Origin of the sequence: Kitasatospora sp. SUK 42, assembly GCF_015776785.2 — a bacterium.
In the GTDB taxonomy this organism is placed as follows: domain Bacteria; phylum Actinomycetota; class Actinomycetes; order Streptomycetales; family Streptomycetaceae; genus Kitasatospora.
In genome coordinates this window covers 507,630-530,911 of sequence record NZ_LFMD02000007.1, presented here as the reverse complement: position 1 = coordinate 530,911, position 23,282 = coordinate 507,630, and the positions used below count along the sequence as shown (strand labels likewise).

Sequence of the window (23,282 nt, the reverse complement as noted above, 5' to 3'; positions counted from 1 at the left end):
CAGGCGCCGGCGGCGTGCCGATCATGGGCCTACGATGAGCCGATGGAGGAGCACTACCTGAGCCTGACCGAGGTGGAGGCCATCGCGCGCCGCGCCCACCGGGGGCAGGTGGACAAGAACGGGCACCCGTACGGCGAGCACATCGCGGCCGTCGCGGGCGGGACGGCGGCGCGCGGCGGCAGCGAGGCGCAGATCGCGGCGGGCTGGCTCCACGACACCGTCGAGGACGACCGCCTGAGCCGGGACTGGCTGGCCCGGGCCGCGCTGCCGGAGGAGACCAAGGCGATCGTGGACGCGCTCACCCGGCGCCCGGACGAACCGGTCGAGGAGTACACCGCGCGCATCCTGGCCACGCCCGGCGCGCTGCTGGTCAAGCGCGCCGATCTGGCGCACAACTCGGACCCGGCCCGGCTGGCTTCGCTGGATCCGGCGACCGCCGAGCGGCTGGCCGCCAAGTACGCGCGGATGCGCGAGCTGCTGGGGCTCACCGGGGAGCTGTGAGGCCCGGGCCGAACCCACCCCTGGTCGGGAGAACCAGGAGAGGGCCCGAGCCACGCGGATCGCGCGGCCCGGGCCCTCTCGGGTCACCCCGGTGGTCCCTGTCCGGCCCCCGGGGTGAGGGAGGAGTGGTCAGGGTGCGGGTGCAAGCCTGGTGTGCCGACGGTTGGTCGGCTTAGTACCAGTGGTGGTTCTGCCAGAACGTCCAGGCGGCGTTCGGGCTGCCGTAGCGGGAGTTCATGTAGTCCAGCGCCCACTTGATCTGGGTGGTGGGGTTGGTCTTCCAGTCGGAGCCGTGCGAGGCCATCTTGGAACCCGGCAGCGCCTGCGCCAGGCCGTACGCGCCCGAGCTCGGGTTGGTCGCGGTCACGTTCCAGCCGGACTCGTGGGAGATGATCTGGTTGAACGAGGCCAGCTGGTTCGCCGGGACGATCTTCGCGGCGATGGACTGCGGGGTCGCGGCGTTCGCGGTGGCGGGCAGCACACCGGCACCCAGGGCGGTCAGACCGGCGGCACCGGCGAGGATCGCAGAGGAAGTGCGCATACGGAGCTTGAAAGCGGGCATGTAGAACAGGACCTCAATTGGGTTGGGCCGGGTCACACCCCGTTCAGGACCACGGCAGGACAGGGCCGTTGCGGTCGAGGGGAATGACTTCCGGCGGCAAGCCGTTCACCGTGGGACAGAATCGGTGTGGCTGACGACGAGAGCCATTGTTGGCAGACGGGATCGTCCGTCGCCAAGGCCGTCACCTTACGATGCCCAGTCGTACGGGCAGCGCCGCCGTGGATTCGAAGGGCCACTCGTGCGGAGCGCGCCCCGTCTGCGCTGAGCTGGGCAAACGCCCCCTGGCGCGGACCGGACGGGGCGGAGGGTCGACCTCCACCACCGTCCTACTACCGCCCGTCGTGGCTGCCGATCGTGTGTGAGCGCACTCACCGTTTGGGCCCCGAGGGCCGTCACCCGCAGGCCCGCGGGCACCACTTTGAGTACAAACGATCTGTGCCCGGCACCACATCCGCGATCCGGGCCCGGAGGCCCTGAGTCAGCGCAGGTCGCCCAGCCGACGATGGCGGACGGCGCGGGCCGCGAGCCGGTCCGCCTCGTCGGCCGCCGCCAGGGCGCCGAGCGCCGTCCCGACCGCCGCTCCCAGCCGTGCGCAGAAGGCCTCCGGCTCCTCGGCGGCGTCCGGCAGCTCGGGGACCACCTCGTCGACCAGCCCGACCTCCGCCAGGTGGTACGCCCCGATGCCCTGGGACCGGGCCAGCTCGGCGGCGTGCGCGCCGTCCCGGTGCACGATCGCCGAGGCGCCCTCGGGTGGCAGCGGTGCCAGCCAGGCGTTCCCGGCGGCGAGCACCCGGTCGGCCGGGAGCAGCGCGAGGGCGCCACCGCCGGAACCCTGGCCGAGCAGGACGGCGAGGACGGGCGTGCGCAGCGCGAGCAGGGCGGTCAGGCAGTGCGCGATCTCGATCGCGATGCCGTCCAGCTCGGCCTGCACGGACAGCTCGGCCCCGGCCGTGTCCACCACGGTGACCAGCGGCAGCCCCAGCTGCTCGGCCAGGCGCGCGGTGCGCCGCACCGCCCTCAGGTCGGCGGTGGTGAAGGGGCGCTCGTGCTCCGGGCCCTGTCGCTGCTGGCCGACGACCAGGACGGGTCGGCCGCCGAGCACGGCGAGGGCGCGGACCAGCGCGCCGTCGCGGCCGCCGGGAGCGTCCAGCAGCACCAGCTCCTCGGCGGTGCGGCGCAGCAGCTCGCGGGTGCCGGGGCGGTCGGGGCGGCGGGTGCGGCGGACGGCGTCCCAGGCGTCGGGCTGGTCGGCCGAGCGGTCGGTCGGCTGGTCGGCGGGCCGGTCGCCGCGCGGACCGGCCGTGGGCGTTCCGGTGGGGGCGCCGTCCGGGGCGGGGGCCGTCGCGAGGACGCCGAGCGTCCGGCGGACCAGCTCGCGCAGCTCCTGCGGCGGAACCACGGCGTCCACCAGGCCCCGCCCGGCCAGCGTCTCCGCCCGCTGGACGTCCGGCGGCAGCTCGACGCCGCGCAGCTCCTCGTACACGCGCGGCCCGAGGAAGCCGAGCCGGGCGCCGGGCTCGGCGAAGACCAGGTGGCCGAGCGTGCCCCAGGAGGCGAAGACCCCGCCCATGGTCGGGTTGCGCAGATAGGTGAGGTAGGGGAGGCCGGCCGCGCGGTGCGCCTCGACGGCGGAGGTGATGCGCAGCATGCAGAGGAAGGCCGCCGAGCCCTCCTGCATCCTGGTCCCGCCGGAGACCGGCAGGGCGAGCAGCGGCAGCCGTTCGGCGGTGGCCCGCTCGACGGCGCGGGTGATCCGCTCGGCGGTCGCGACGCCGATCGAGCCGCCGAGGAAGCCGAACTCGGAGGCGACCAGGGCGACCGGGCGGCCGCCGATCAGGCCGAGACCGGTGAGGACGGCCTCGTCCAGGCCGGTTCGCTCACGGGCCCGGTCGAGCGAGGCGCGGTAGCCGGGGTCGGCGGGCGGTCCGGCCGGCGGTTCGTCCCAGCTCCGGAAACTCCCCGGGTCGACCAGCAGTCCGATCAGCTGGTGCGCCGTCGGCGACGTGCCCGTACCCGTACCCGCGCCCGCGTACGTACCCGCGCCCGCGCCCGTGCCAATGCCCGTACCCATGCCCACCCCGTCAGAGATCGTTCCGGCCCGACATGATCCGCAACTCTATGCGGCGTGCACTCTAGGCGGCCTCGGCGCGGTGTTGTGGGAGTGCTGTGAAGGTGTGAGGAGGCCGACATCGGCGCCTGTGGTTGTTCGACGGCGGTCGACCCTTGGGTGGTGCGGGCGGTTCGTGGGCGGCGCCGGGAGGGGGTCTGTGAAGACCGTCGTACGGGTCAAGTCGCTGGTGGGGCAAGGGAGTTACTCGCCGATTAACAGTTGTCGGAGGGCTTCCGGAGTTGTCGGTGGCTCGCCACACTGGTGGACATGACTCGCACTCTACGCGCGTGGAAGTCCCGCGCTGCCGCCGTCGCCGCTGTTGCCGTGCTGACCCTCGCTCCCGTCGCCGTCGCCACCGACGCGCACGCCGACGTGAGCGGCACCGTGTGTCTGTCCAGCCTCCCGTCGCAGGCCACCGACACCCTCAACCTGATCGCCACCGGTGGGCCGTTCCCGTACTCCCAGGACGGCGTGGTGTTCCAGAACCGGGAGGGCGTCCTGCCCAGCGAGTCCTACGGCTACTACCACGAGTACACCGTCATCACCCCGGGCGCCCCGACTCGCGGCACCCGCCGGATCATCACCGGCCAGGCGTACCAGGAGGACTACTACACCGGCGACCACTACGCCACGTTCTACCTGATCGACCAGACCTGCTGACCCCCTCCCAGCAGGACTGAGGCCCCGGCGAACCTCCTCGCCGGGGCCACCCGCGCCCGGACTCGACTGCTCCGTACGGTAGTTGTCGGTCCGGCCGCTGAGCCGTCGAACTCCGGCCGGCCGCGCGCCCGGCGGGGCCGGGCAGGCCTTAAGGTCGGGGCATGGCACCGAGCAGCCTGCACACCCCGGGACGGCTCCGGCGCGACGCGCAGCGCAACCGCGACCTGCTGCTCGCCGCCGCCCGCGACATGTTCTCCCGGCACGGCCTCGACGTCCCGCTGGACCAGATCGCCAAGGAGGCCGGGGTCGGCAACGCAACCCTCTACCGGCACTTCCCGACCCGTGAGGCCCTGATCGCCGAGGTCTTCGCGGACGCCGGGGCGGGCCTGGTCGGCGCGGGGGAGGAGGCGCTCGCCGCCGAGGACGCCTGGACCGGCCTGGAGCGGTACTTCGGGCGGATCTTCGAACTCGTCTCCGCCGACCGGGGCATCAACGACCTGGTGACCCGGGCCGTCCCCGGCGTCCCCGGCATGGCCGAGATCGGCCGCGGCCACGCCGCCACCGTCGGCGCGCTCATCGCCCGCGCCCAGGAGCAGGGCACCATGCGGCGCGACGTGGTCGCCATGGACCTGCTCTTCCTGCTCGGCCCGTTCTGCCGCGCCCTGCCCGCCGCCGCCGAGCTGCGCCCCGACCTCTGGCGCCGCTACCTCGCCCTGCTGCTGGACGGCCTCCGCACCCAGGCCACCCACCCGCTGCCGGTCCCGCCCATCGGTGAGGAGCACCTGGACCGGATGTTCGCCGAGCTGTGGACGGCGGAGCAGCCCGGGGTCTGAGTCGTCCGGGCGCATCAGGGATGCGTACGGAACGCGGGGCGCCGCGTCAGAGCCGCGTCAAGAAGTCGGGGCCTGACGGGCGCGGGCCGCTTTGCTGGGGTGACGCTGACGGTCGGCCAGACGGCCGGAGTCGGGCGGTCGCGGTCGGGACGGAGAGGCGGGACGGGCCATGGCGGAGACGGGTACGGGCGCGGACGAGGGCCGGATCGTGGTCGGCGTCAGCGGTTCGCTCGGCAGCCTCGCCGCCCTGCACCACGCGGTGGCCGAGGCCAGGTGCACGGACGCCGAGGTGCTCGCAGTGCTGTGCTGGACCCCTCCGGGCGAGGATCTCGGCTACCGCCGAACCCCCTGCCCGCCGGCGCTCACCGCCGGTCGGGACGCCGCCGTCGCGCGGCTGCGGCAGGCGCTGGACGAGGCCTTCGCCGGGCGCTACGCCGGAGTCCGGCTGCGCTGCCAGGCCGTACGCGGCGAGACCGGGCACACCCTGGTGCGCTGCGCCGACCGGCCCGGGGACCTGCTGGTGCTCGGCGCCGGTCGCGAGCGCGGCCGGCTCTCCCGGCTGATCCGGCCCTCGGTGACCGCCTACTGCGTACGGCACGCGACCTGCCCGGTGCTCACCGTGCCGCGACCGCCCTTGCAGCGGGACCTGGAGGCGCTGGAGCGCGGACACGGTCTGCACACGCTCGCCGCGGGGCTCTGATCCCCAAGCCCCGTGAGCCCCAAGCCCCGTGAGCCTCAAGTCCCGTGATCCCCATGCTCCTTGAGCCCCGAGCCCGTTACGGCAGCCCGGCCGCGCGGGCGAGGACAGCGGCGGTCCGGCGGCCCGCGCGCAGGGTGTCGGGGTCGGTGGCCGGGAGGCAGCGGGCGGCCTCGGGGTCGTAGGTGGTCATCACCACGCCGGCGTGGTCGGTGGGGAGTTCGAGCAGTTCGACCGCCGACATCTGCTTTGTGAGAGCAGCGCTCAACTGCAGGGTGTGCTCGGGCTCCACCACCTCGTCCTTCGTGCCGCACACCAGGAGGACGGGGACGGGGGAGGGGTCCGTGGCGAGGTGGTCGAGCGGGCTGTCGCCGGTGGTGGCGGCCGGGCGGGCGTAGGCCGAGGCGATGCCCACGGCGGCGGTCGGGCGCGACTCGGCGGGGGTGTCGGGGTGGGTGGCCACGGCGATCGCCTCCCGGCCGCCGAGCGACCAGCCGGCCAGCACGAAGCGTTCCGGATCCCCGCCGTACCCGGGGGCGTTGCGGTGGGCGAAGGCGAGCGAGGCGAGCAGTTCGGCGCGGCCGCCGTCGGGCCGGTCGGAGCGCCAGTCCGGGACGAGGACCAGCAGGCCGAGCCCGGCGGCCTCCTGGGCCAGGGTTCGCAGGACGTCCCGCTCGTCGCCGCCCCGGCCGTGCCAGAGCAGGACGACGGGGGCGGGACCGGCGGCGCCGCCGGTCGGGCGGTGGACGTCCATCAGTCGGCCGTCCGCGTACTGGACGACCTCGGGTTGAGCGCCGGTCATGCGGGGTTCGCCTCCGATTCGGTGTCTGATCACGGAACTGGTACCGTACTTCTTGTTGCGAGGGAGATGATCTCTCGCCAGGCGTCAGCGGTGCTACCAGAGCACGCCCTACTTTCAGTAGGGAGAGTCCGTGCGATCCGGGCCTGGCGCTCCACCGTCGGACGGGGTCCGGTGCCTTCACGGGTGCCGGGCCCCGTCCGCGTTTCCGGGGGCGGGCGCAGGGGTTGTTCGTGGTTCGGCGCATAGGCGTTGAGCTGGTAATATTCTTCTTGTCGCGAGGGAGATGATTCCTCGTCAGGCGTCAGCGGTGCTACCAGAGCACGCCCTACTTTCAGTAGGGAGAGTCCGTGCGATCCGGGCCTGGCGCTCCACCGTCGGACGGGGTCCGGTGCCTTCACAGGTGCCGGGCCCCGTCCGCGTTTCAGGACGGCTGCCGGTCGGAGCCCAGTTCGCGGGAGATCCGCAGGCCGACCTGGGCGACCACCGGGCCGAGGGCGCGGACCCGGGCGGCGGTCATCCGGGAGGTGAGGCCGGAGACGGACAGGGCGGCCGTCACCTCGCCGGTGTGGTCGAAGATCGGCGCGGCCACGCAGCGGACCTCGGGTTCGTTCTCCCGGTCGTCGATCGAGTAGCCGCGGGCGCGGATCCGGGCGAGGTCGGCGCGCAGCCGGGGCTCGTCGGAGATGGTCCAGGTGGTGACCGGGCGCAGGCCGGCCGCGACCACCTCGGTGACGGCCTCCTCGGGCAGCCAGGCGAGGATCGCCTTTCCGGTGGCGGTGCAGTAGGCGGGTGCCCGGCTGCCGACCCGGGAGGCCATCCGGACGTTGGTCTCGTCCTCGACCTTGTCCAGGTAGACGATCCCGGGCGCCTGCCAGACGGTCAGGTGCACGGTCTCGCCGGCCTCGCGCTGGAGCCGGCGCAGGTGTTCGGCGGCGACGCTGCGGAGGTCGAGGGTGGTGAGGTAGGCCTGGCCCAGGCGGAGCGAGCCGTGGCCGAGCCGGAACCAGCCGGTCTCGCGGTCCCTGTCGAGCAGGTGCTCGTCGAGGAGCGGGCCGGCCAGCCGCAGCACGGTGCTCTTGTTGAGCCCGAGCCCTTCGGCGAGTTGGGCGAGCGGGACGCCACGGCGGTCGCTGTGGTCGCGGACGTAGCCGAGGACGGCGAGTGCGCGGCGCAGCGAGGAGGACTGGTTGCGTTCGGTCGCGGGCTTCTTGGGCGACGTCTCCGTCATGGGTCCGTTCCCTGGGGTTGTTCTGCCGATGTTCCCCCGCGCGACGGCGGCGGTTGTCAGAACGTACCCGTTCGAGCCCGGATCGCCGCATCTTCGATACAACGTTGTGCAGTGCAAAACTTCGTGAACCGCCTCTTGTTGGGGCCGATCGCCCACGCCTAACGTCCCTGCCAACGAGCAGGCGGCGTCGCCACCCGAAGAGCCGCGCTCTGCCGTACCCCCACCACTCACTCACCATCGGCCCCGGTCAGGGCCTGCTTCGACGCGCCCGTCCCCAGCGGCGCGCGTCTCGGCGGCAGCTGTCGGGAGGGGAGGTTTCCACCCATGCGACTCATCAGACGGACCGCCGCGGCCGCCGTGCTCGCCGCCGGCTGCCTCACCGCCGCCACCGCCTGCGCCCCGGGCACCGCCGCGCCGGCGGCCGACAAGGCCTCCGACGACCGGACCGGCACCTTGCAGGTGTGGCTGTACAACGAGGCGGGCAACGCGGCCAAGGAGGCCGTGGTCACCAAGGCCGTCGACGAGTTCCAGGCCTCCCACCAGGGCGTCACCGTCAAGGTCAGCTACATCGACACCGACGCCTCGGCCCGCGCCGCCAAGATGAAGGGCGCCTTCAACGATCCCAACAGCGCTCCCGACCTGGTCGAGTTCGGCAACACCGACCTTCCCGGCTACGTCGCGGCCGGCGGTCTCGCCGAGATCGGCCCCGACCTGGAGAAGTGGAAGGACAAGGGCGACCTCGACCCGGTGATCGCCCAGACCACCATGGTGGACGGCAAGACGTACGGCCTGCCCTGGTGGGTCGCGGTGCGCGCGCTGTACTACCGCACCGACCTGTTCACCGCGGCCGGGCTCAACCCGCCGACCTCGTACGACGAACTGGTCGCCGCCACCCAGAAGCTCCACGCCGCGAACCCGGACACCTTCGGCATCGCGGTCGGCGGCAAGTACACCTTCGGCGCGCTGCCCTTCGTCTGGGACGCGGGCGGTGACATCGCCACCAAGGACGGCGCCAAGTTCAAGGCGGCCATCGACTCGCCCGCCTCGCAGGCCGGGATCAAGCGCTACACCGACCTGTTCGGCCCGGACGGCTGCCCCGCCCAGCAGTGCGCGGACCTGACCGGCGGCAAGACCGTCGACCTGTTCGCGGCGGGCAAGTCGGCGATGGCGCTCCTGCCCAACTCCAGCCGCAGCAAGGTGGACGCGGGCGCGGTCAAGGGCAAGTACGGCGTGGTGCCGCTGCCGGGGGAGAAGGCTGGCTCGATCGCCCCCGCCTTCGCCGGCGGCAACAACCTGGGCGTGATGAAGGCGGCCAAGCACCGCACGCTCGCGGTCGAGTTCGCCGAGCTGCTGGCGAGCCCGGCGTACCAGGAGAAGATGTACGACGCGATGGGCAACCTGCCGACGCTGAAGTCGGTGAGCGGTCAGGTCGCGGCCAAGGACGCCTTCCTGAAGCCGTTCACAGACACCATCGCGGCGGGCACCAAGTTCGTGCCGCTGGACCAGGCGTGGGCGCAGATCGACGCCCAGTCGGTGATCCCGACCATGCTCCAGCAGGTCGTCACCGGCAAGGCGGACGTGGCCAAGGCCTCGGCCGACGCCGCCGCGCAGATCAACTCGGCCTTCGCCGCGCACTGATGGCCGCGTACTGACGGCCGCGTACTGACGGCCGCGTACTAATGGCCGCGCACCGCCGGTCGCGCACCGACGGCTGAGCACCCCCAGCCGCGCACCCACGGCAGCGCACCGACGACTGCGCGGTGTTGTCCCCCCGCTGACGCTCCCACCACCGGTTCGTCACAGAGAGCAGGTCCCGCACGTGTCCGTATCCACCACGACCGCCCCGGCGGCGCCACCTTCCCCGAAGCGGCGCCGCGGGGGCAGGGCGCCGGCCGCACCCCCGGGCGGCCGGCGCCGCCGGCCTCCGGTGCTGCTGCTCCTGCCGGCCGCGGTCATCCTGATCCCGCTCGTCGCCTATCCGATCTACCAGCTCGGGCTGCTGTCCGTGCTGGACTTCGGCCAGGCCCAGGCCTCCGGCGGCGCCCCGACCTCCTTCGTCGGCTTCGGCAACTACTCGAAGATCCTGGAGGACGGCCAGTTCTGGACGGTGCTGCTGCAGACCGTCGGCTTCGCCGCGTTCTGCGTGGTCGCCACCCTGGCCGTCGGCGCGACCCTCGCGGTGCTGCTGACCAAGGTCGGCCGCTGGCCCCGGCTGCTGCTGACCACGGCGGCGATGGCCGCCTGGGCGGCGCCCGCGATGACCGGGTCGACGGTGTGGAGCTTCCTGTTCGACACCAACCTCGGCCTGGTCAACCACACCCTGGAGAAGATCGGCCTCAGCGGCTTCCACGAGTTCAACTGGTTCTACGACAAGTGGACGGCCTTCCTGATCGTCGGCGCCGTGGTGGTGTGGCACTCCTTCCCGTTCGTGATGGTCACCCTCTACGCGGGCATCCGCGCCATCCCGGAGGAGATCCTGGAGGCCGCCGCGCTGGACGGTGCCAACACCTGGACCACCTTCCGCCGGATCACCGCGCCGATGCTGCGGCCGATCCTGACCATCGTGGTGATCCAGTCGGTGATCTGGGACTTCAAGGTCTTCACCCAGATCTACGTGATGACCTCGGGCGGCGGCATCGCCGGCCAGAACCTCGTGCTCAACGTGTACGCGTACCAGAAGGCGTTCGCCTCCTCGCAGTACGGGCTGGGCGCGGCGATCGGCGTGATCATGCTGCTGATCCTGGTGATCCCGACGGTCCTGTACATCCGCACCCTGCGACGGACGGGGAACGAACTGTGAGCACCGCGAACCCCGTTGCCGCCAAGCCGGCCCGGAACACCCGCGGCCGGTGGCGCCTGGCCGCCAACACCGGCGCGATCGTGGTGGCCGTGGCCACCGCCTTCCCGATCTTCTGGATGGTGCTCTCGGCCTTCAAGCCCAAGGGTGAGGTGCAGTCGCTGGACCCGAAGCCGTGGACGGCCCACCCCACGCTGGAGAGCTTTCGTCAGGTGCTCAGCGTGGACGGCTTCGGCCGGTACTTCGTGAACAGCCTGGTGATCGCGCTGTCGGTGGTGGCGCTCTCGGCGATCGTGGTGTTCCTGGCGGCGGTGGCCGTGACCCGGTTCAGGTTCCGGTTCCGCACCACGATCATGGTGATGTTCCTGATCGCCCAGATGATCCCGGTCGAGGCGCTGACCATCCCGCTGTTCTTCATGTTCCGCGACGCGGGGCAGGCCTTCCCCGGCATCGGGCTGAACACGCTGGCCTCGCTGGTCCTGGTGCAGCTGGCGTTCTCGCTGCCGTTCGGGATCTGGATGATGCGGGGCTTCGTCGCCGCCGTGCCGGTCTCGATCGAGGAGGCCGCGCAGATCGACGGCGCCAGCCGGACCCGCATCCTGTGGCGGATCCTGCTGCCGCTGGTGGCCCCGGGCCTGGCCGCGACCAGCGTGTTCTCCTTCATCGCGGCGTGGAACGACTTCGTCTTCGCCAAGACCTTCATCATCAGCGCCACCGAGAACCAGACGCTGCCCTCCGCCCTGCTGGTGTTCTTCAAGCCGGACGAGAACGACTGGGGCGGGATCACGGCGGCCTCCACCCTGATGACCGTGCCGGTGCTGATCTTCTTCATCGCGGTGCAGCGCAAGCTGGTGTCCGGGCTGGCCGGTGCGGTGAAGGACTGACCCGCGCCCGCCCGCCGACGGAGTGGACCCGCTCCGCTCAGGCCGCTTGGACGGACACGGTGGGCGGGACGGCGACCAGCACGAACTCCGCGCCGGCGTCGTCCCGGACCAGGGCCGAGCGGCCGAAGGACGTCGGCTCGGGGCCGGCGAGGACGGCGCCGCCGAGGGCGGGCAGCCGGGCGGCGGCGCGGTCGGTGTCGGCGGTCGCGAAGTGGGTGCGCCAGCTCGCGCCCGCACAGCCGGGGCCGCCCGTACCGCCGGGGCCGGCCGCGTCGCCGCGGCCGCTCGCACCGGGTGCGCCGGCCGGACCGATGCCGCAGGCGGGCAGGCCCGCGACCCGCGCGAGGGTGTGCCCCGCGCGCGGCCGGTCGTAGGTGTAGCCGAAGACGCGGCGGTAGAAGGCGCGGGCGGCGTCCGGGTCGGGGGAGACGTGCTCGTTCCACGTGAGGGCGCCCGGCTCGTTGACCAGCCCGGCGCCGTCGATCGTGCCGCCCCGCCAGAGGCCGAAGACCGCGCCGAGCGGGTCGACGGCGAGCGCGGCGCGGCCCTGGTCGGGCAGCTCGTACGGCTCGCGGGCGATCCGGCCGCCGCTGGCCCGGACGAGTGCGGCGGTGCGGCGCAGGTCGGCGCAGGCGAAGTGGACGGTCCAGACCGCTGACGGGGTGGCCGGCTCGACGGTGATCGCCGCGACCTGGGCGCCGAACCGGGTGGCGACCGCCTCGCCCGGCCCGGTCGGGACGAACCCCCACCCGAACAGTTCGCCGTAGAAGCGCCGCGCCCGCGGGGCGTCCGGGGTCGTCAGGACGACCCAGCACGGGACGCCCTCGCGGTACCTGCCGGCCTTCGGCATGCCGCCCTCCTGGTGTTCGGCGGTCCCACTCGTCAGCCTCCGCGCCCGGCCGGTGCGGGGCAAGAGGTGAGCTCAGGCGACCCCGCGCGGGCGGAACTGGATGCTGATCCGCGGGCCCACCGGACGGGCCGTCTTCGGGATCGCGTGTTCCCAGGTGCGCTGGCAGGAGCCGCCCATCACCACCAGGTCCCCGTGGCCGAGCGGCCTGCGGACGACCGTGCCGCCGCCGAACCGCGGCCGCAGTGCCAGGGTGCGCGGCTCGCCGACGGACAGGATCGCCACCATGGTGTCCTCGCGGGCGCCGCGGCCGATCCGGTCGCCGTGCCAGGCCACGCTGTCCCGGCCGTCCCGGTAGTAGCAGAGGCCGAGGGTGCGGAACGGCTCGCCCAGCTCGTGTGCGTAGTGCCGGCTCAGTGCCGTGCGGGCCTCGCCGAGGACCGGGTGCGGCGGGTCGGCGTCCGCCGGGTACGAGGCGAGCAGGCGCGGTACGTCGACCATCCGTTCGTACATCTCGCGTCGTTCGGCCCGCCAGGGCACGGTCGCGGCCAACTGTTCGAACAGTCGGTCCGCCCCGTGCAGCCAGGCGGGCAGCAGGTCCAGCCAGGCGCCGTCGCCGAGCACCAGCCGCCGCAGGCCGTCGAGCGGGCCGAGGCGGATGTCCGCGGTGTCGGCGTCGTCGAACAGCGAGGGCTGGAGGTGGACGGTGCCGTGCATGGGTTCAGCGTACGCCTTTGTTCGAACACCTGCTCGAATCCGGAAGCCGGGCGCGCTAGCCTGCGGGCATGGCGATCAATGGCTTCGGGGCCGCCGAGTTCCAGCTCGTACTGCTGCGCCGGATGGCCGACTACCACCCCGACCTGGTCGAGGACGCGGTGCGGCGGCTCGGTGCCACCCGTGCCTCGATGCGGGAGGCGAACAAGCGCTGGCAGGCGATGGTCCGGGCGCCCCGGTTCCCGCGCGGCGCCGCCCGCTACACCGCCGTGCTCGGCCCGGCGGACACGGGCGCGGCGCGGCGGATCGGGGACCTCGCGTGCACCGTGCGGCAGTGGGCGCTGCCGCTCTGGCCCGAGCTGCGGTTCGAGATCCTGCTCGGCCCGGCGGAGATCGGCGCCCCGCTGCTGAACGAGTGGCTGGTCCGGGCGCCCGGCGCTCCGGCGCCCGAGCTGCGCACCCTGGCCGATCTGGCGCCGTGGAGCTGTGTGGTGGGCGAGGTGGGTGCCGCCTTCCCGGGGGCCGTGCCGCGCGAGGGGAGTGCGCCGACCCGGTTCCGGCTGGACTTCCGGGCGCCGGACGCGGACGGGCGGATGTGCTCCTGCGAGGCCGACTTCACCTGGGGGTTGCTCCAGGAGGTCCGGACGGTGGAAGGCGGAGGCTGATCCATCGTTGATTGATGCAAGGCGATATTCAGTGAATGCCTTCGATTTGCAGGCTGTGGCGAGATGGTGGCAGCATAATCACAGACACTGGAAGTGCTTGGCATCGGAAAGCGAAGGATCATGTCGGACGTCGCGCGCGTCATCGTCGGAGTGAGCGGTTCACTGCACAGCCTGACCGCCCTGCATCGGGCGGCGGAGGAGGCCCGGACCCGGCAGGCCGTCCTGGTCCCGGTGCTCACCTGGACCCCGGTCGGCGGCGAGCGCAACTACCGCGCCCGGCCCTGCCCGCCGCTGCTGCGAGCCTGGCAGGACGCCGCCGAGGGCCGACTGGAGAGCGCGCTGGAGCAGGCCTTCGGCGGCCTGCCGATCGGCGTGCCGGTGCAGCCGCTGGTGATGCGCGGCGAGCCGGGGCGGGTGCTGACCGAACTGGCCGACCGGCCGGGCGACCTGCTGGTGATCAGCACCGGGCGGTACGGCGGTGTGCGCGGCCGGCTGCGCCGACTGCTGCGCGGCTCGGTCAGCCGCTACTGCCTGGACCGCGCGGTCTGCGGCGTGCTCGCCGTCCCGCCGTCCACCCTGCAGGAGGACCTGCGCGCGCTGCACCGCGGCATCGACCTGCGGGAGCTCATCGCGGCCTGACGCGCCTGACCGGCCTGATCGTCTGTCAACTCCGGTGCACGGTAAGGCCGCCGACCACGGTGCGCAGCGGCCGCAGCTCGCGCAGCGCGTCCACCGGGCAGCTCAGCGGGTCCACCGGCCACAGCGTGAGGTCGGCCAGGTAACCGGGGCGCAGACTGCCGCGCTCGGCGCCCTCGGCGGTCAGCCGGGCGGCGTTCACGGTGTGCAGGGCGACGGCCTCGGCCCGCTCGATCGCGTGCTCCGGGCCGACCACCCCGGCGGTGGTGCCGCGGGTGGTCATGCCCCACACCGAGACCATCGCACCGTACGGGCCGACCGGGAAGTCCGATCCCGCGCTGAGCTGCGCGCCCTCGTCCAGCCACTCGCGGAGCGGGAACAGCGCGGCCGTGCGCTCCTCGCCCCAGGCCCGCTGCTGGGTGAGCGCGCCGTCGTGCAGCAGCGGGTGCTGCACCGTCACCGGGATGCCGAGCGCGACCGCCCGGGCCCGCTGCTCGGCCCGGGCCAGCCCGCCGTGCTCGACCACCAGCGTGCCGGAGGGCAGGCCGGGGCGGTGCTTCAGCACCTGCTCGAAGACGTCCAGCAGCACCCGCAGGCCGCGGTCGCCCCAGGCGTGCACACCGACCCGCCAACCGCGTTGGACCACCCGGTCCACCGCGGCGAGCAGCTCTGTCGGCTCCCAGAGCAGTCGTCCGTGGTAGCAGGGCTGCCCCTGGTACGGCTCCTCCAGCGCGCCCGCCTCGAAGCCGCCGTCGATGCCGAACTTGACGCCCCACAGCCGCAGTCGGTCGTCGTCCCGGCCGCTCGCGCGCCAGTCGTCCATCCGGTCCAGCAGCGCGTCCACCTGCTCGGCCGTGCGGGCCGCGAAGCCGGAGACCAGCGCCCGGACCCGTACGGCGAGCGCGCCCTGGGCCCGGGCCGCGTCGAGCACGTCGAGGTCCTCGACCGGGACGAGGCAGTCGCGGACGGTGCCGATCCCGGTGGCGGCGTAGTCGGCGGAGGCGGCCCGCAGGCCCTCGATCCGCTCGGCGAGGCTCGGACGCGGCAGCACCCGTTCGACCAGCTCGGTCGCCCGGTTGATCAGCCGGCCGGTCAGCCGCCCCTGCGCGTCGCGCTCGATCACCCCGCCGGGCGGGGCCTCGGTGGCCCCGGTGATCCCGGCCAGCCGCAGCGCGGCCGAGTTGAGCACCAGGTTGTACGCGCCGCGGCGCACCAGCACCGGGTGGTCGGCGGTCGCGCCGTCCAGCTCCTCGGTGGTGGGCATCCGCTGCTCGGCCAGCAGGACCTCCTGCCAGTTGACCGTGGTGAGGATCCACTGCCCGGCGGGGGTGCGGGCGGCGCGCTCGCGGATCAGGTCGAGGAACCCGGCGAGGTCGCGGGCCCGGTGGACCGGGACGCCGTGGACGCTGTGCCCGGCCAGGACCAGATGGGTGTGGGTGTCGTCGAAGGCGGGCAGCACGGTCGCGGACGGGGCGTCCACCACCTCGGTGCCCGGTCCGACTAGGGTGTCCAGACCGTCGGGCTCGGGGGAGAGCGCGGTGATCCGGCCGCCGGTGACGGCGACCGCCCGCTGCGGCGGCTCGCCGTCGACCAGGGTGTGCACGGCGGCGGCGCGGATCAGCAGGTCGGCCGGTTCGTCGGTCATGGGAGCTCCTGGTGGTGGGACAGTCCGGTGACCTTCTCGACATACCGCAGGCTGGGCTCGGCGAGCAGCCCGTGCAACTCGGTGAAGACCGCGCGGGCCGGAACGGCGTTCCAGTCGGCGGGCAGCAGCGGCTCGGGCAGCCCGGGGTCGAGGTACGGCAGCCGGCGCCATCCGGTGAGCATCGGCACGTAGTCGCGGAAGGCCTCGACCGGGTCGATCCGGTCCTGCCCGCGCAGCTCCTCGGCGACCGGGCGCCAGGTGTCGGCGAAGGCCGCGTACTGGGCCTCGATCGCCGGGAGGTCCCACCAGTCGGCCACCGCCGTACGGAGTTCGGCGAAGCCGACGTACTCGGCGGAGAGGAAGAGGTGCACGTAGGCGCTCAGCCCGAGGCGCTCCAGCAGGCGCCGGGCGTCCGGCAGCAGCCGGGCGGGGGCCAGCCAGACGCCGGGGGCGGCGTTGCCGAAGCCGAGCCAGCTGAGCCGGGAGCGCAGCTGGTGGCGGTGGGCGCGTTCGGACTCGGGCACCGAGAAGACCGCGATCACCCAGCCGTCGGCGAGTTCGGCGGGCTCCAGGCTGTGGAAGATCCGGCGGTCGCCCTCCTCGAACACCGGCTTCATCGCCGGGGCCAGCCGGTAGCCGGTGCCCGTACGGCGCTCCTGGAGCAGCGTGCCGGCCTTCTTCAGCCGGGAGGTCGCCGAGCGGACGGCCGGGCCGTCGACGTCCAGCTCGGCCATCAGCGCTATCAGGTCGGCTATCGATATCCAGCCGCCGAGGCGGCGGACGAACTCGCCGTAGACGGTGTGGATGAGGGAGCTGGGCCGGGGCGTGCTCTCCGGCACGCGTGCCACGTGTGAGGACATGCGTGGGGACATGCGCGGGCCCTCCTCCCCCGACGGCTGGTGGTGATCATAGCGACGGAACGGGATGCCGTCAGGCCTCCGCGAAGGCACCGGAGAGCAGGTGCCCGGCGCCGGGGGCGAAGGCGGGCAGGCCGAGCGCCCGCAGCAGTTGATGGGCGGTGCAGACGGCGGCCGAGACCACCGGCTTGCCGAGCTGCTGCTCGGCCTCCTCGACGGCGGACAGCGAGGGCAGCTGCACGCAGGCCGAGAGCACCACGGCGTCCGCCTCGGCGTACGCGAGGCCGCGGGCGATCGCGGGCAGCGCGGCCGGGTCGTGGGCGGCCACGTCGAGGTTGTCGGCGATCTCCAGGGCCGCGTGGTCGAGCACCTCGATGCCCTCGTGGCCGAGGTAGTCGACCACCGTCCGGGCCAGCGGCCGCAGGTACGGGGTGACCATCGCGACCTTCCTGGCGCCGAGTGTGCGCAGGCCGGCGACCAGGGCTCCGGCACTGGTCACCACCGGGGCCGGGGCGCCGTTCTCCACCGTCCGGCGGTGCAGTCGCTGCTCGGCCTCGCGGTGGTAGCCGGGGCCGGTGGCCATCACGGCGACCAGGCAGGCGTAGCCGATCACGTCGACCCGGGCGTCCGAGAGCTCGGCGGCGCAGCGGTCCGACTCGGCGTCCATGGCGCGCAGTTGCTCGGGGGTGACCCTGGTCATCCGCATCCGGCTGGAGTGGAAGGTGAACCGTTCGGGGGCGACCGCCTCGCGGGCCCGCAGCAGGGCGGGGACCTCGGTCTCCATGGTGACGTTGGAGCTCGGGACGATCTGGCCGATCCGGTACGTGGTCATCGGTACGGGCTCCTCTCGGCGGGCGCTTCCCGGGGGCCGTTCGGCGGACGTCTCCGGGACGTTTCCCAGGGGCCGCTCAGCGGGCACGTCCCGGGTGGAGTTCAGCGGGCGTCGATCACGGGGTTGGCGAGCGTGCCGATCCGTTCGATGGTGGCCTCGACCAGGTCTCCGGGCTGCAGGAACTGCGGCGGGACCATCCCGGCGCCCACCCCCGAGGGGGAGCCGGTGGCGATCACGTCCCCGGGTTCCAGGGTGACCCCGGAGGAGATGTCGGCGATCAGCCGGGCGATGCCGAACAGCATGTGCCGGGTGTTGGAGTCCTGCCGCAGCTCGCCGTTGACGCGCAGCGAGAGGTCGAGCCGCTGCGGGTCGGGGATCTCGTCGGCGGTCACCACGACCGGGCCGAAGGGGGCGAAGCTGTCCTGGCCCTTGGAGAAGAACCACTGCCCGGAGCGGCGCTGGTCGCGGGCGCTGACGTCGTTGACGATGCTGTAGCCGAACACGTGCCGCCAGGCGTCCGCCTCGGCCACCCGGGAGGCGGGCTCGCCGATCACCACCGCGAGTTCGCACTCCCAGTCGAGCTGTTTGGTGAGGTCCGCGTTGTGCAGGATCGGCTGGCCGGGGCCGGTGACGGCGGTGGACGGTTTGCTGAACAGGACCGGTCGGTCGGGGAGTTCGCGCTCGGTGTCGAGGCTGCGGTGCGATTCGGCCACGTGCTCCACGTAGTTGAGGCCGACGCCGACGATCTTGCCGGGGCGCAGCGGGGCGCACAGCGTGACCTCGCCGAGGGGCCTGGTGTCTCGTGCCCCGGCGAGCAGGTCGCGGGCGGTGGCCAGGGCCGGCTCCCCGGCGCGGATCAACTCCAGGAGGCCGGTGGGCAGTCGGGCCCCGGCGGCGGTGGCGAGTGCGGTGAGGTCGGCGACCCGGTCTCCGTCGAGCAGGGCGCCGAGGCGAGGGGTGTCGTCGCCGTCGGTGCGGTAGGTCAGCAGGCGCATGGGTCCGGTCTCCTGGTGGCGGGTGTCGTGGGCGGTGGGAGTGCTACGAGGCGGTGGTGGGCTGGTGCCCGTCGTGGTCCGGGTGGGCCTCCTCGCGGTAGAGGCCGAGCGAGTGCATCACCGGGAAGTCGTTGAAGGAGAACAGGCAGGCGTCCTCACCCTGGTCGAGGTTCGCGTGCTCGTGCCAGGCCCAGGACGGCACGACGAAGATGTCGCCCTGCCGCCACTCGAAGCGCTGCCCGGCGATCACCGAGACCCCGTGCCCCTTGGCGGCCGTGTAGACGACCGAGCCGGTGTGCCGGTGGGCGCGGGTGGCCTGGCCCGGGCGCAGCAGTTGCAGGTGGGCGCCCATGGTGGGCATGACCGGGCCGCCGGTGACCGGGTTGGTGTACTCCATGATCACGCCGTCGTAGGGCGACCCCTCACTCGCCCGGGCGAGTGAGCACAGCGCCTGGTAGCTGGGCTCCCAGGGCCAGCCGAGCAGCGGCGAGTACGGCCGGGTCCACTTCTCGACGCCGTACGGGAGCAGGTTGCCGCCGTAGCTGAGCAGCGAGGGGTTCACCACCGGGCCGGGTCGCTGGTACAGCTCCGGGTGGACCTCGTAGAAGTTGGCGTCGAGGGTGTTGACCAGCGGGATGTCCAGGCCGTCCTGCCAGATGACGGGGTTGTCGTCGGCCTCGTTGCCGTGCTCGTGCCAGGTGTTGTTGGGGGTGATCGCGAAGTCGCGCGGGCCGACCTTGAGCTTCTGCCCGTCGACGATGGTCCAGGCGCCGGTGCCCTCGTGGACGAAGCGCAGCGCGGCGGCCTGGTGGCGGTGCGCGGTCATCGCCTCGCCCGGGCCCATGATCTGGAGGCCGGTGTACAACAGGCCGACGGCGGCGCTGAGTTCGCGGCGGCCGGGGTTGACCAGCATCACCACGCGGCGGCCCGCGTCGTCGGCCTTCACCAGGGGGAGCGCCTTGCGGACCAGCGGGCGCAGGTCGGCGTAGCGCCAGAGCACCGGGACGGACTTCGGCTGCGGGAACCAGGGCTCGATCTCGTTCGCCACCGTCCACAGTGCACCGGCCTCGTGCTCGGCCAACTCCTTGTAGTAGGCGAGCAGTTCGGGGCTGTCGGTGACCCTCGCGCGGCCGATGCGGTCGTCGTCGTTGTTGTTGGTCATGCCTGCTCCTCGGGGAACTCCAGGGGCCGCAGCGGGCGGTCGTCCACGTGCAGTCGGAACACGTCGAAGCGGTTGTAGTGGCCGATGATGTCGTGCATCTGCTTGGGCTGGATGCAGCGGCCGAGGTCGATCTCGGCGTAGACGATGCCCTCCTCGTCCACCAGCGGTTCGGTGACCGCCCGGCCGTCCGGGCCGAAGACGCCGGAGAGCGCGTTGCGGGGGCGGGCGAGCAGCTTGCGGACCTGCTGGTCCTCGCCCGCGATCAGCTCCACCATCTCGGGCGAGATGGTGGAGCAGGAGACCACGGTGAACAGCTTGCCCTCGAAGCAGTGCGCGGCGGCGCGCAGCGCGATCGCCTCCGCCATGTCGTAGTCCTCGGGGGCCACCGGAAGCGCGATGTAGCTCGCGGCGTGGACGAGTTCGCCCTGGGCCAGCAGGGCGAAGCGGGCCAGGGTGTTGGTGTTCTCGCCGCAGGCGAGCGCGCCGAGCGGGCCGACGGCCGTCCGGTGGACCTTCAGCGAGCTGCCGTCGCCCTGGGTCCAGGTCAGCTTCTCGGCCCAGGTCGGAACCAGCTTGCGGTGCACGCCGAGCAGTTCGCCGTCCGATCCGATGATCAGCAGCGTGTTGTACAGCACCCCGAGGCTGTGCCGGCCGCGCTCGTTGACGCCGATCACCAGCACCACCCCGGCCTGCCGGGCGGCGGCGCGCAGGGTGTCCACGTACGGCCCGGGGACGTCCACGGAGGCGCGGTACAGCCGCTCGTACCAGGGCGAGCCCTGCACCGGGGTCATCGTCCAGTTCCAGTACGGGTAGCCGGGCACGAAGACCTCGGGGAAGACCACCAGTCCGGCGCCGTGGGCGGCGGCCTCGTGGATGAGCGCGACGGCCTTGTCCACGGTGGCGGCCGGGTCCAGGTAGACGGGTGCGGCCTGGACGGCGGCGGCGGTGAAGCGGGGCAGGTTCATGCGGGGCTGGTCCACGGGGGCCTGGTTCACGCGGGGCTGGTCCACGGGGGCTCCTCACTCCTCGACGGGGGCCGGTCGCCAGCGGCGGTGGACGGGCGGGGCGGGTTCGCGCAGCAGGTGCAGGCGCGGGGCGACCCGGTCGGCGCCCGGGCCCGGCGGCCGGCGGCTGCCCGCGCGCCACGGTTCGGGCCAGCGGGCGCCCGGGCCGGTGTAGTCCTGCTCGGCGGCGGCGTGCAGGGTCCAGAGCGGGTCGTACAGCTGGGCCCGGCCGATCGCGACCAGATCGGCCCGGCCGGCCAGCAGCACGGAGTTGGCGTCGTCGTGGCCGGAGATCGCGCCGACCGCGATGGTCGGCAGGCCGGTGGCGGCGCGGACCAGTTCGGCGAAGGGCGTCTGGTAGCCGCGCCCGTACGGAGGCCGCTGGTGCGCGACCACCTCGCCGGTGGAGACGTCCACCGCGTCGGCCCCGGCTTCGGCGAGGGCTTGGCAGATCGCCACCGCCGCGGTCTCGGTGGTGCCGCCGGGCGCCCAGTCGGCGGCCGAGATCCGGACCAGCAGCGGCCGCCCGGCCGGCCAGACGGCACGCACGGCGGCCAGCACCTCCAGCGGGAACAGCAGCCGGTGGGAGAGCGGGCCGCCGTAGTGGTCGGTGCGGTGGTTGGTGAGCGGGGAGAGGAAGGAGGAGACCAGGTGTCCGTGGCCGAACTGGAGCTCCAGGGCGTCGAAGCCGGCCCGGGCGGCACGTTCCGCCGAGGCGGCGAAATCGGCGGTGACGGCCTCCAGTTGGACCTCGTTGGCCTCGTGCGGGGTCGGGCTGTCGGCGTCCCAGGGGAGCGGCGAGGGGGCGAGCAGCGGCCAGCCCCCGGCGAGCGGGCGGCCGATGCCGTCCGGCCCGGGGGCGGTGGTCGCGGCCCGGCGTCCGGCGTGGGTCAGCTGGATGCCCACCGGGGTGTCGCTCACCGCCCGGATGGAGTCCAGGAGTTCGGACCAGGCGGCCTCCTGGTGGTCGCTCCACAGACCGGGGCAGCGGTCGGTGGCCCGGCCCTCGGGGCTGACGGCCGTCATCCCGGCGATCACCAGGCCGGGGCCGCCGAGCGCGTGGCCGGTCAGCTGGGCCCGGTCGAAGGCGCTTGGCAGCGCGTCGGGGGAGGTGAAGGTGGCTAGCGGGGGCACCACCACGCGGTTGCGCAGCTCCAGCGCGCCCAGCTTCAGCGGCCGGAACATCGGCGGCACCCCGGGGGAGCCGCCGACGGCGGTGTCCACCGCGTCCACGAAGGCGGCGTCGCGGGCGCGCAGGTTGCCGTAGGTGACCCGGCGACTGCGGGTGAGCAGGTTGAACGCGAACCGGTCGACACCCTGCCCGGTGCGGCGACCGATCGTCTCGAACCACTCCAGGCTGGCCTGCGCGGCCCGCTGGGCGGACTCCACGACGGGCCGCCTTTCGGTCTCGTAGGCGGTCAACGCCGCGTCCAGGGTGGGCTGTTCACTCAGGGCGGCGGCCAGCGCCAGCGCGTCCTCCAGGGCCAGCTTGGTGCCCGAGCCGATCGAGAAGTGCGCGGAGTGCGCGGCGTCGCCGAGCAGCACGAGGTTGCGGTGGCGCCAACTCGCGTTCCGCACCGTGGTGAAGCGGATCCAGCGGGAGGCGTTGGGGATCAGCCGGTGGCCGCCCAGGTGCCCGGCGAGCAGCTCCTCGCAGCGCCGAACGCTCTCCGTGTCGCTCTCGCCGCGCGCCAACTCGTGTCCCGCGCGGGCCTCGAAGCCGGAGCGGTGCCAGGCGTCCTCGGCGATCTCGACGATGAAGGTCGAGCGGGTGGCGCTGTACGGGTAGGCGTGCACCTGCAGGACGCCGAAGTCGAACTCCTCGACGATGAAGGTGAAGGCCTCGAAGACGCGGTCGGTGGCGAGCCAGATGTAGCGGCAGTGCCGCACGTCCAGCTCGGTGCGGAAGGCCTCCGGGTACGTCGCCCGGGTGGCGGAGTGGATGCCGTCGGCGGCCACCACCAGGTCGTACTCGGCGGTGAGCCGCTCGACGGGCGGGGCGGGCGTGCGGTAGCGGACGTCCACGGCCAGCTCGGCGCAGCGCCGTTGCAGGATGGCGCGCAGCCGGTTGCGGTCGAGGGCGGCGAAGCCGTGGCCACCGCTGGTGCGGACCTGGCCGGCGTAGCGGATGTCGATGTCGCTCCAGCGGGCGAACTCGGCACTGATCGCGGCGAAGACCTCGGGGTCGGCCTGGGCGATGCCGTCCAGCGTCTCGTCGGAGAAGACCACGCCGAAGCCGAACTCGTCCTCCCGGCCGTCGCGTTCGAAGACGGTGATCTCGCGTTGCGGCGCCAGCTGCTTGGCCAGGGCGGCGAAGTAGAGGCCGCCCGGGCCTGCGCCGATCACGGCGATCCGCTGCGGTCCCGGGGCTCCCGGAGTTCCTGGCGTCCCCGGTGTTCCTCGCGTTCCTCGTGTTCCTTGCGTTCCTCGTGGTTGCGGGGTCATGCGAGCACCTCCGGCGGCTGCGGTCCGGCCTCCGTCAGCGCCTGGCGCACCGGCGTGGGCCAGGGCTCGGCGCCCCCGGCGCGCGGCGCGGCGTGCACCACCGACATCCGGCCGCTGGCGGCCAGGCCCTGCGGGCCGTGCACCTCGAAGGCGTAGTGCAGCGAGGAACCGCCGACCCGGACCACCCGCAGCTCGGTGCGGACGACGTCCCCGAACCAGAGCCGCTCCCGGTAGTCGGCCTCGAAGTGCACCCGGGGGATCCGCCCGAACAGGTCGGCCAGCCCGAGCCGGCGCAGCAGCGTCGCCTCGGCCGCCTCGGCCCAGCGCTGCACGGCGGAGAAGTGGTAGTGCCCGGCCGCGTCGGTGTCGGACCACTCGACCCGGCGCTCTATGGCCACGCTGGCGG

22 protein-coding genes and 1 pseudogene are annotated in these 23,282 nt (G+C 73.4%); 9 read left to right on the top strand and 14 right to left on the bottom strand.

Going from position 1 to position 23,282, the window contains the following annotated elements:
* Nucleotides 1–42 precede the first annotated feature (42 nt).
* Nucleotides 43–501: an HD domain-containing protein gene (locus RZ50_RS24065; RefSeq protein WP_196952484.1), complete on the top strand. Its 459-nt coding sequence runs from the start codon at nt 43–45 to the stop codon at nt 499–501.
* Between the two features lie 172 nt (nt 502–673).
* On the opposite strand, the gene RZ50_RS24060 is transcribed toward RZ50_RS24065, so the two are convergent.
* On the bottom strand, nt 674–1,063 hold the full coding sequence (locus RZ50_RS24060; RefSeq protein ID WP_196952485.1) for a transglycosylase SLT domain-containing protein: 390 nt from the start codon (nt 1,061–1,063) through the stop codon (nt 674–676).
* Between the two features lie 478 nt (nt 1,064–1,541).
* Entirely contained in the window at nt 1,542–3,134 is a 1,593-nt protein-coding gene (locus RZ50_RS24055; protein ID WP_196952486.1) for a carboxyl transferase domain-containing protein, read from the bottom strand.
* A 306-nt stretch (nt 3,135–3,440) separates the two neighbouring features.
* Here RZ50_RS24055 and RZ50_RS24050 point away from each other — a divergent pair, with 306 nt between their 5' ends.
* From RZ50_RS24050 to RZ50_RS24040, 3 genes are all read left to right on the top strand, one after another.
* Entirely contained in the window at nt 3,441–3,833 is a 393-nt protein-coding gene (locus RZ50_RS24050; RefSeq protein WP_196952487.1) for a ribonuclease, read from the top strand.
* 161 nt (nt 3,834–3,994) lie between these two features.
* Nucleotides 3,995–4,666, top strand: a complete 672-nt coding sequence (locus RZ50_RS24045; protein ID WP_196952488.1) for a TetR/AcrR family transcriptional regulator — start codon at nt 3,995–3,997, stop codon at nt 4,664–4,666.
* Nucleotides 4,667–4,835: 169 nt separating this feature from the next.
* Nucleotides 4,836–5,366 (top strand): universal stress protein, encoded by a 531-nt coding sequence (locus RZ50_RS24040; protein WP_196952489.1) that lies wholly within the window; start codon nt 4,836–4,838, stop codon nt 5,364–5,366.
* A gap of 76 nt (nt 5,367–5,442) precedes the next feature.
* Here the strand turns inward: RZ50_RS24040 and RZ50_RS24035 are convergent, their stop codons facing one another.
* Both RZ50_RS24035 and RZ50_RS24030 read right to left on the bottom strand, forming a co-directional pair.
* Nucleotides 5,443–6,165: an alpha/beta hydrolase gene (locus RZ50_RS24035; protein WP_196952490.1), complete on the bottom strand. Its 723-nt coding sequence runs from the start codon at nt 6,163–6,165 to the stop codon at nt 5,443–5,445.
* A 421-nt stretch (nt 6,166–6,586) separates the two neighbouring features.
* Nucleotides 6,587–7,393: an IclR family transcriptional regulator gene (locus RZ50_RS24030; protein ID WP_217680825.1), complete on the bottom strand. Its 807-nt coding sequence runs from the start codon at nt 7,391–7,393 to the stop codon at nt 6,587–6,589.
* Between the two features lie 324 nt (nt 7,394–7,717).
* Here RZ50_RS24030 and RZ50_RS24025 point away from each other — a divergent pair, with 324 nt between their 5' ends.
* From RZ50_RS24025 to RZ50_RS24015, 3 genes are all read left to right on the top strand, one after another.
* On the top strand, nt 7,718–9,031 hold the full coding sequence (locus RZ50_RS24025; protein ID WP_196950695.1) for an extracellular solute-binding protein: 1,314 nt from the start codon (nt 7,718–7,720) through the stop codon (nt 9,029–9,031).
* Nucleotides 9,032–9,212: 181 nt separating this feature from the next.
* Entirely contained in the window at nt 9,213–10,193 is a 981-nt protein-coding gene (locus RZ50_RS24020; RefSeq protein ID WP_217680823.1) for a carbohydrate ABC transporter permease, read from the top strand.
* The gene (locus tag RZ50_RS24015) at nt 10,190–11,074 is read left to right on the top strand and encodes a carbohydrate ABC transporter permease (RefSeq protein ID WP_308272155.1); all 885 of its coding nucleotides are present in this window, start codon (nt 10,190–10,192) and stop codon (nt 11,072–11,074) included. The genes RZ50_RS24020 and RZ50_RS24015 overlap by 4 nt, the downstream gene beginning before the upstream one ends.
* Before the next feature lie 37 nt (nt 11,075–11,111).
* Here the strand turns inward: RZ50_RS24015 and RZ50_RS24010 are convergent, their stop codons facing one another.
* Both RZ50_RS24010 and RZ50_RS24005 read right to left on the bottom strand, forming a co-directional pair.
* A complete protein-coding gene (locus tag RZ50_RS24010) occupies nt 11,112–11,924 on the bottom strand; it encodes a VOC family protein (protein WP_217680822.1) in 813 nt (270 codons plus the stop codon).
* A 72-nt stretch (nt 11,925–11,996) separates the two neighbouring features.
* Nucleotides 11,997–12,638: an alpha-ketoglutarate-dependent dioxygenase AlkB gene (locus RZ50_RS24005; RefSeq protein WP_217680821.1), complete on the bottom strand. Its 642-nt coding sequence runs from the start codon at nt 12,636–12,638 to the stop codon at nt 11,997–11,999.
* Between the two features lie 68 nt (nt 12,639–12,706).
* Here RZ50_RS24005 and RZ50_RS24000 point away from each other — a divergent pair, with 68 nt between their 5' ends.
* Both RZ50_RS24000 and RZ50_RS23995 read left to right on the top strand, forming a co-directional pair.
* Nucleotides 12,707–13,300, top strand: a complete 594-nt coding sequence (locus tag RZ50_RS24000; protein WP_217680820.1) for a hypothetical protein — start codon at nt 12,707–12,709, stop codon at nt 13,298–13,300.
* A gap of 120 nt (nt 13,301–13,420) precedes the next feature.
* Nucleotides 13,421–13,939, top strand: coding sequence for a universal stress protein (locus tag RZ50_RS23995; RefSeq protein WP_217680819.1), 519 nt, complete (start codon nt 13,421–13,423; stop codon nt 13,937–13,939).
* Nucleotides 13,940–13,964: 25 nt separating this feature from the next.
* Here RZ50_RS23995 and RZ50_RS23990 read toward each other — a convergent pair whose 3' ends face one another.
* The 8 genes and pseudogenes from RZ50_RS23990 to RZ50_RS29435 form a co-directional block, all read right to left on the bottom strand.
* A complete protein-coding gene (locus tag RZ50_RS23990) occupies nt 13,965–15,581 on the bottom strand; it encodes an amidohydrolase (RefSeq protein ID WP_217680818.1) in 1,617 nt (538 codons plus the stop codon).
* Nucleotides 15,578–16,453 carry a PaaX family transcriptional regulator C-terminal domain-containing protein gene (locus RZ50_RS23985; protein ID WP_254803034.1) on the bottom strand — a complete coding sequence of 292 codons (876 nt, stop codon included), beginning with the start codon at nt 16,451–16,453 and terminating at the stop codon, nt 15,578–15,580. The genes RZ50_RS23990 and RZ50_RS23985 overlap by 4 nt, the downstream gene beginning before the upstream one ends.
* A 58-nt stretch (nt 16,454–16,511) precedes the next feature.
* Nucleotides 16,512–17,270, bottom strand: a complete 759-nt coding sequence (locus tag RZ50_RS23980) for an Asp/Glu racemase (protein WP_305853064.1) — start codon at nt 17,268–17,270, stop codon at nt 16,512–16,514.
* A 101-nt stretch (nt 17,271–17,371) separates the two neighbouring features.
* Complete coding sequence (locus RZ50_RS23975) at nt 17,372–18,265, bottom strand: fumarylacetoacetate hydrolase family protein (protein ID WP_217680817.1); 894 nt, start codon at nt 18,263–18,265, stop codon at nt 17,372–17,374.
* A gap of 43 nt (nt 18,266–18,308) precedes the next feature.
* Nucleotides 18,309–19,427 (bottom strand): cupin domain-containing protein, encoded by a 1,119-nt coding sequence (locus RZ50_RS23970; RefSeq protein ID WP_217680816.1) that lies wholly within the window; start codon nt 19,425–19,427, stop codon nt 18,309–18,311.
* Nucleotides 19,424–20,437, bottom strand: coding sequence for a carbon-nitrogen hydrolase family protein (locus tag RZ50_RS23965; protein ID WP_308272149.1), 1,014 nt, complete (start codon nt 20,435–20,437; stop codon nt 19,424–19,426). Before RZ50_RS23965 ends, RZ50_RS23970 begins: the two co-directional genes overlap by 4 nt.
* 9 nt (nt 20,438–20,446) lie before the next feature.
* A complete protein-coding gene (locus tag RZ50_RS23960) occupies nt 20,447–22,876 on the bottom strand; it encodes an FAD-dependent monooxygenase (protein WP_217680814.1) in 2,430 nt (809 codons plus the stop codon).
* A pseudogene (locus RZ50_RS29435) lies at nt 22,873–23,217 on the bottom strand (acyl-CoA thioesterase); the annotation flags it as partial. The pseudogene RZ50_RS29435 and the gene RZ50_RS23960, both read right to left, overlap by 4 nt.
* Nucleotides 23,218–23,282: the final 65 nt, after the last annotated feature.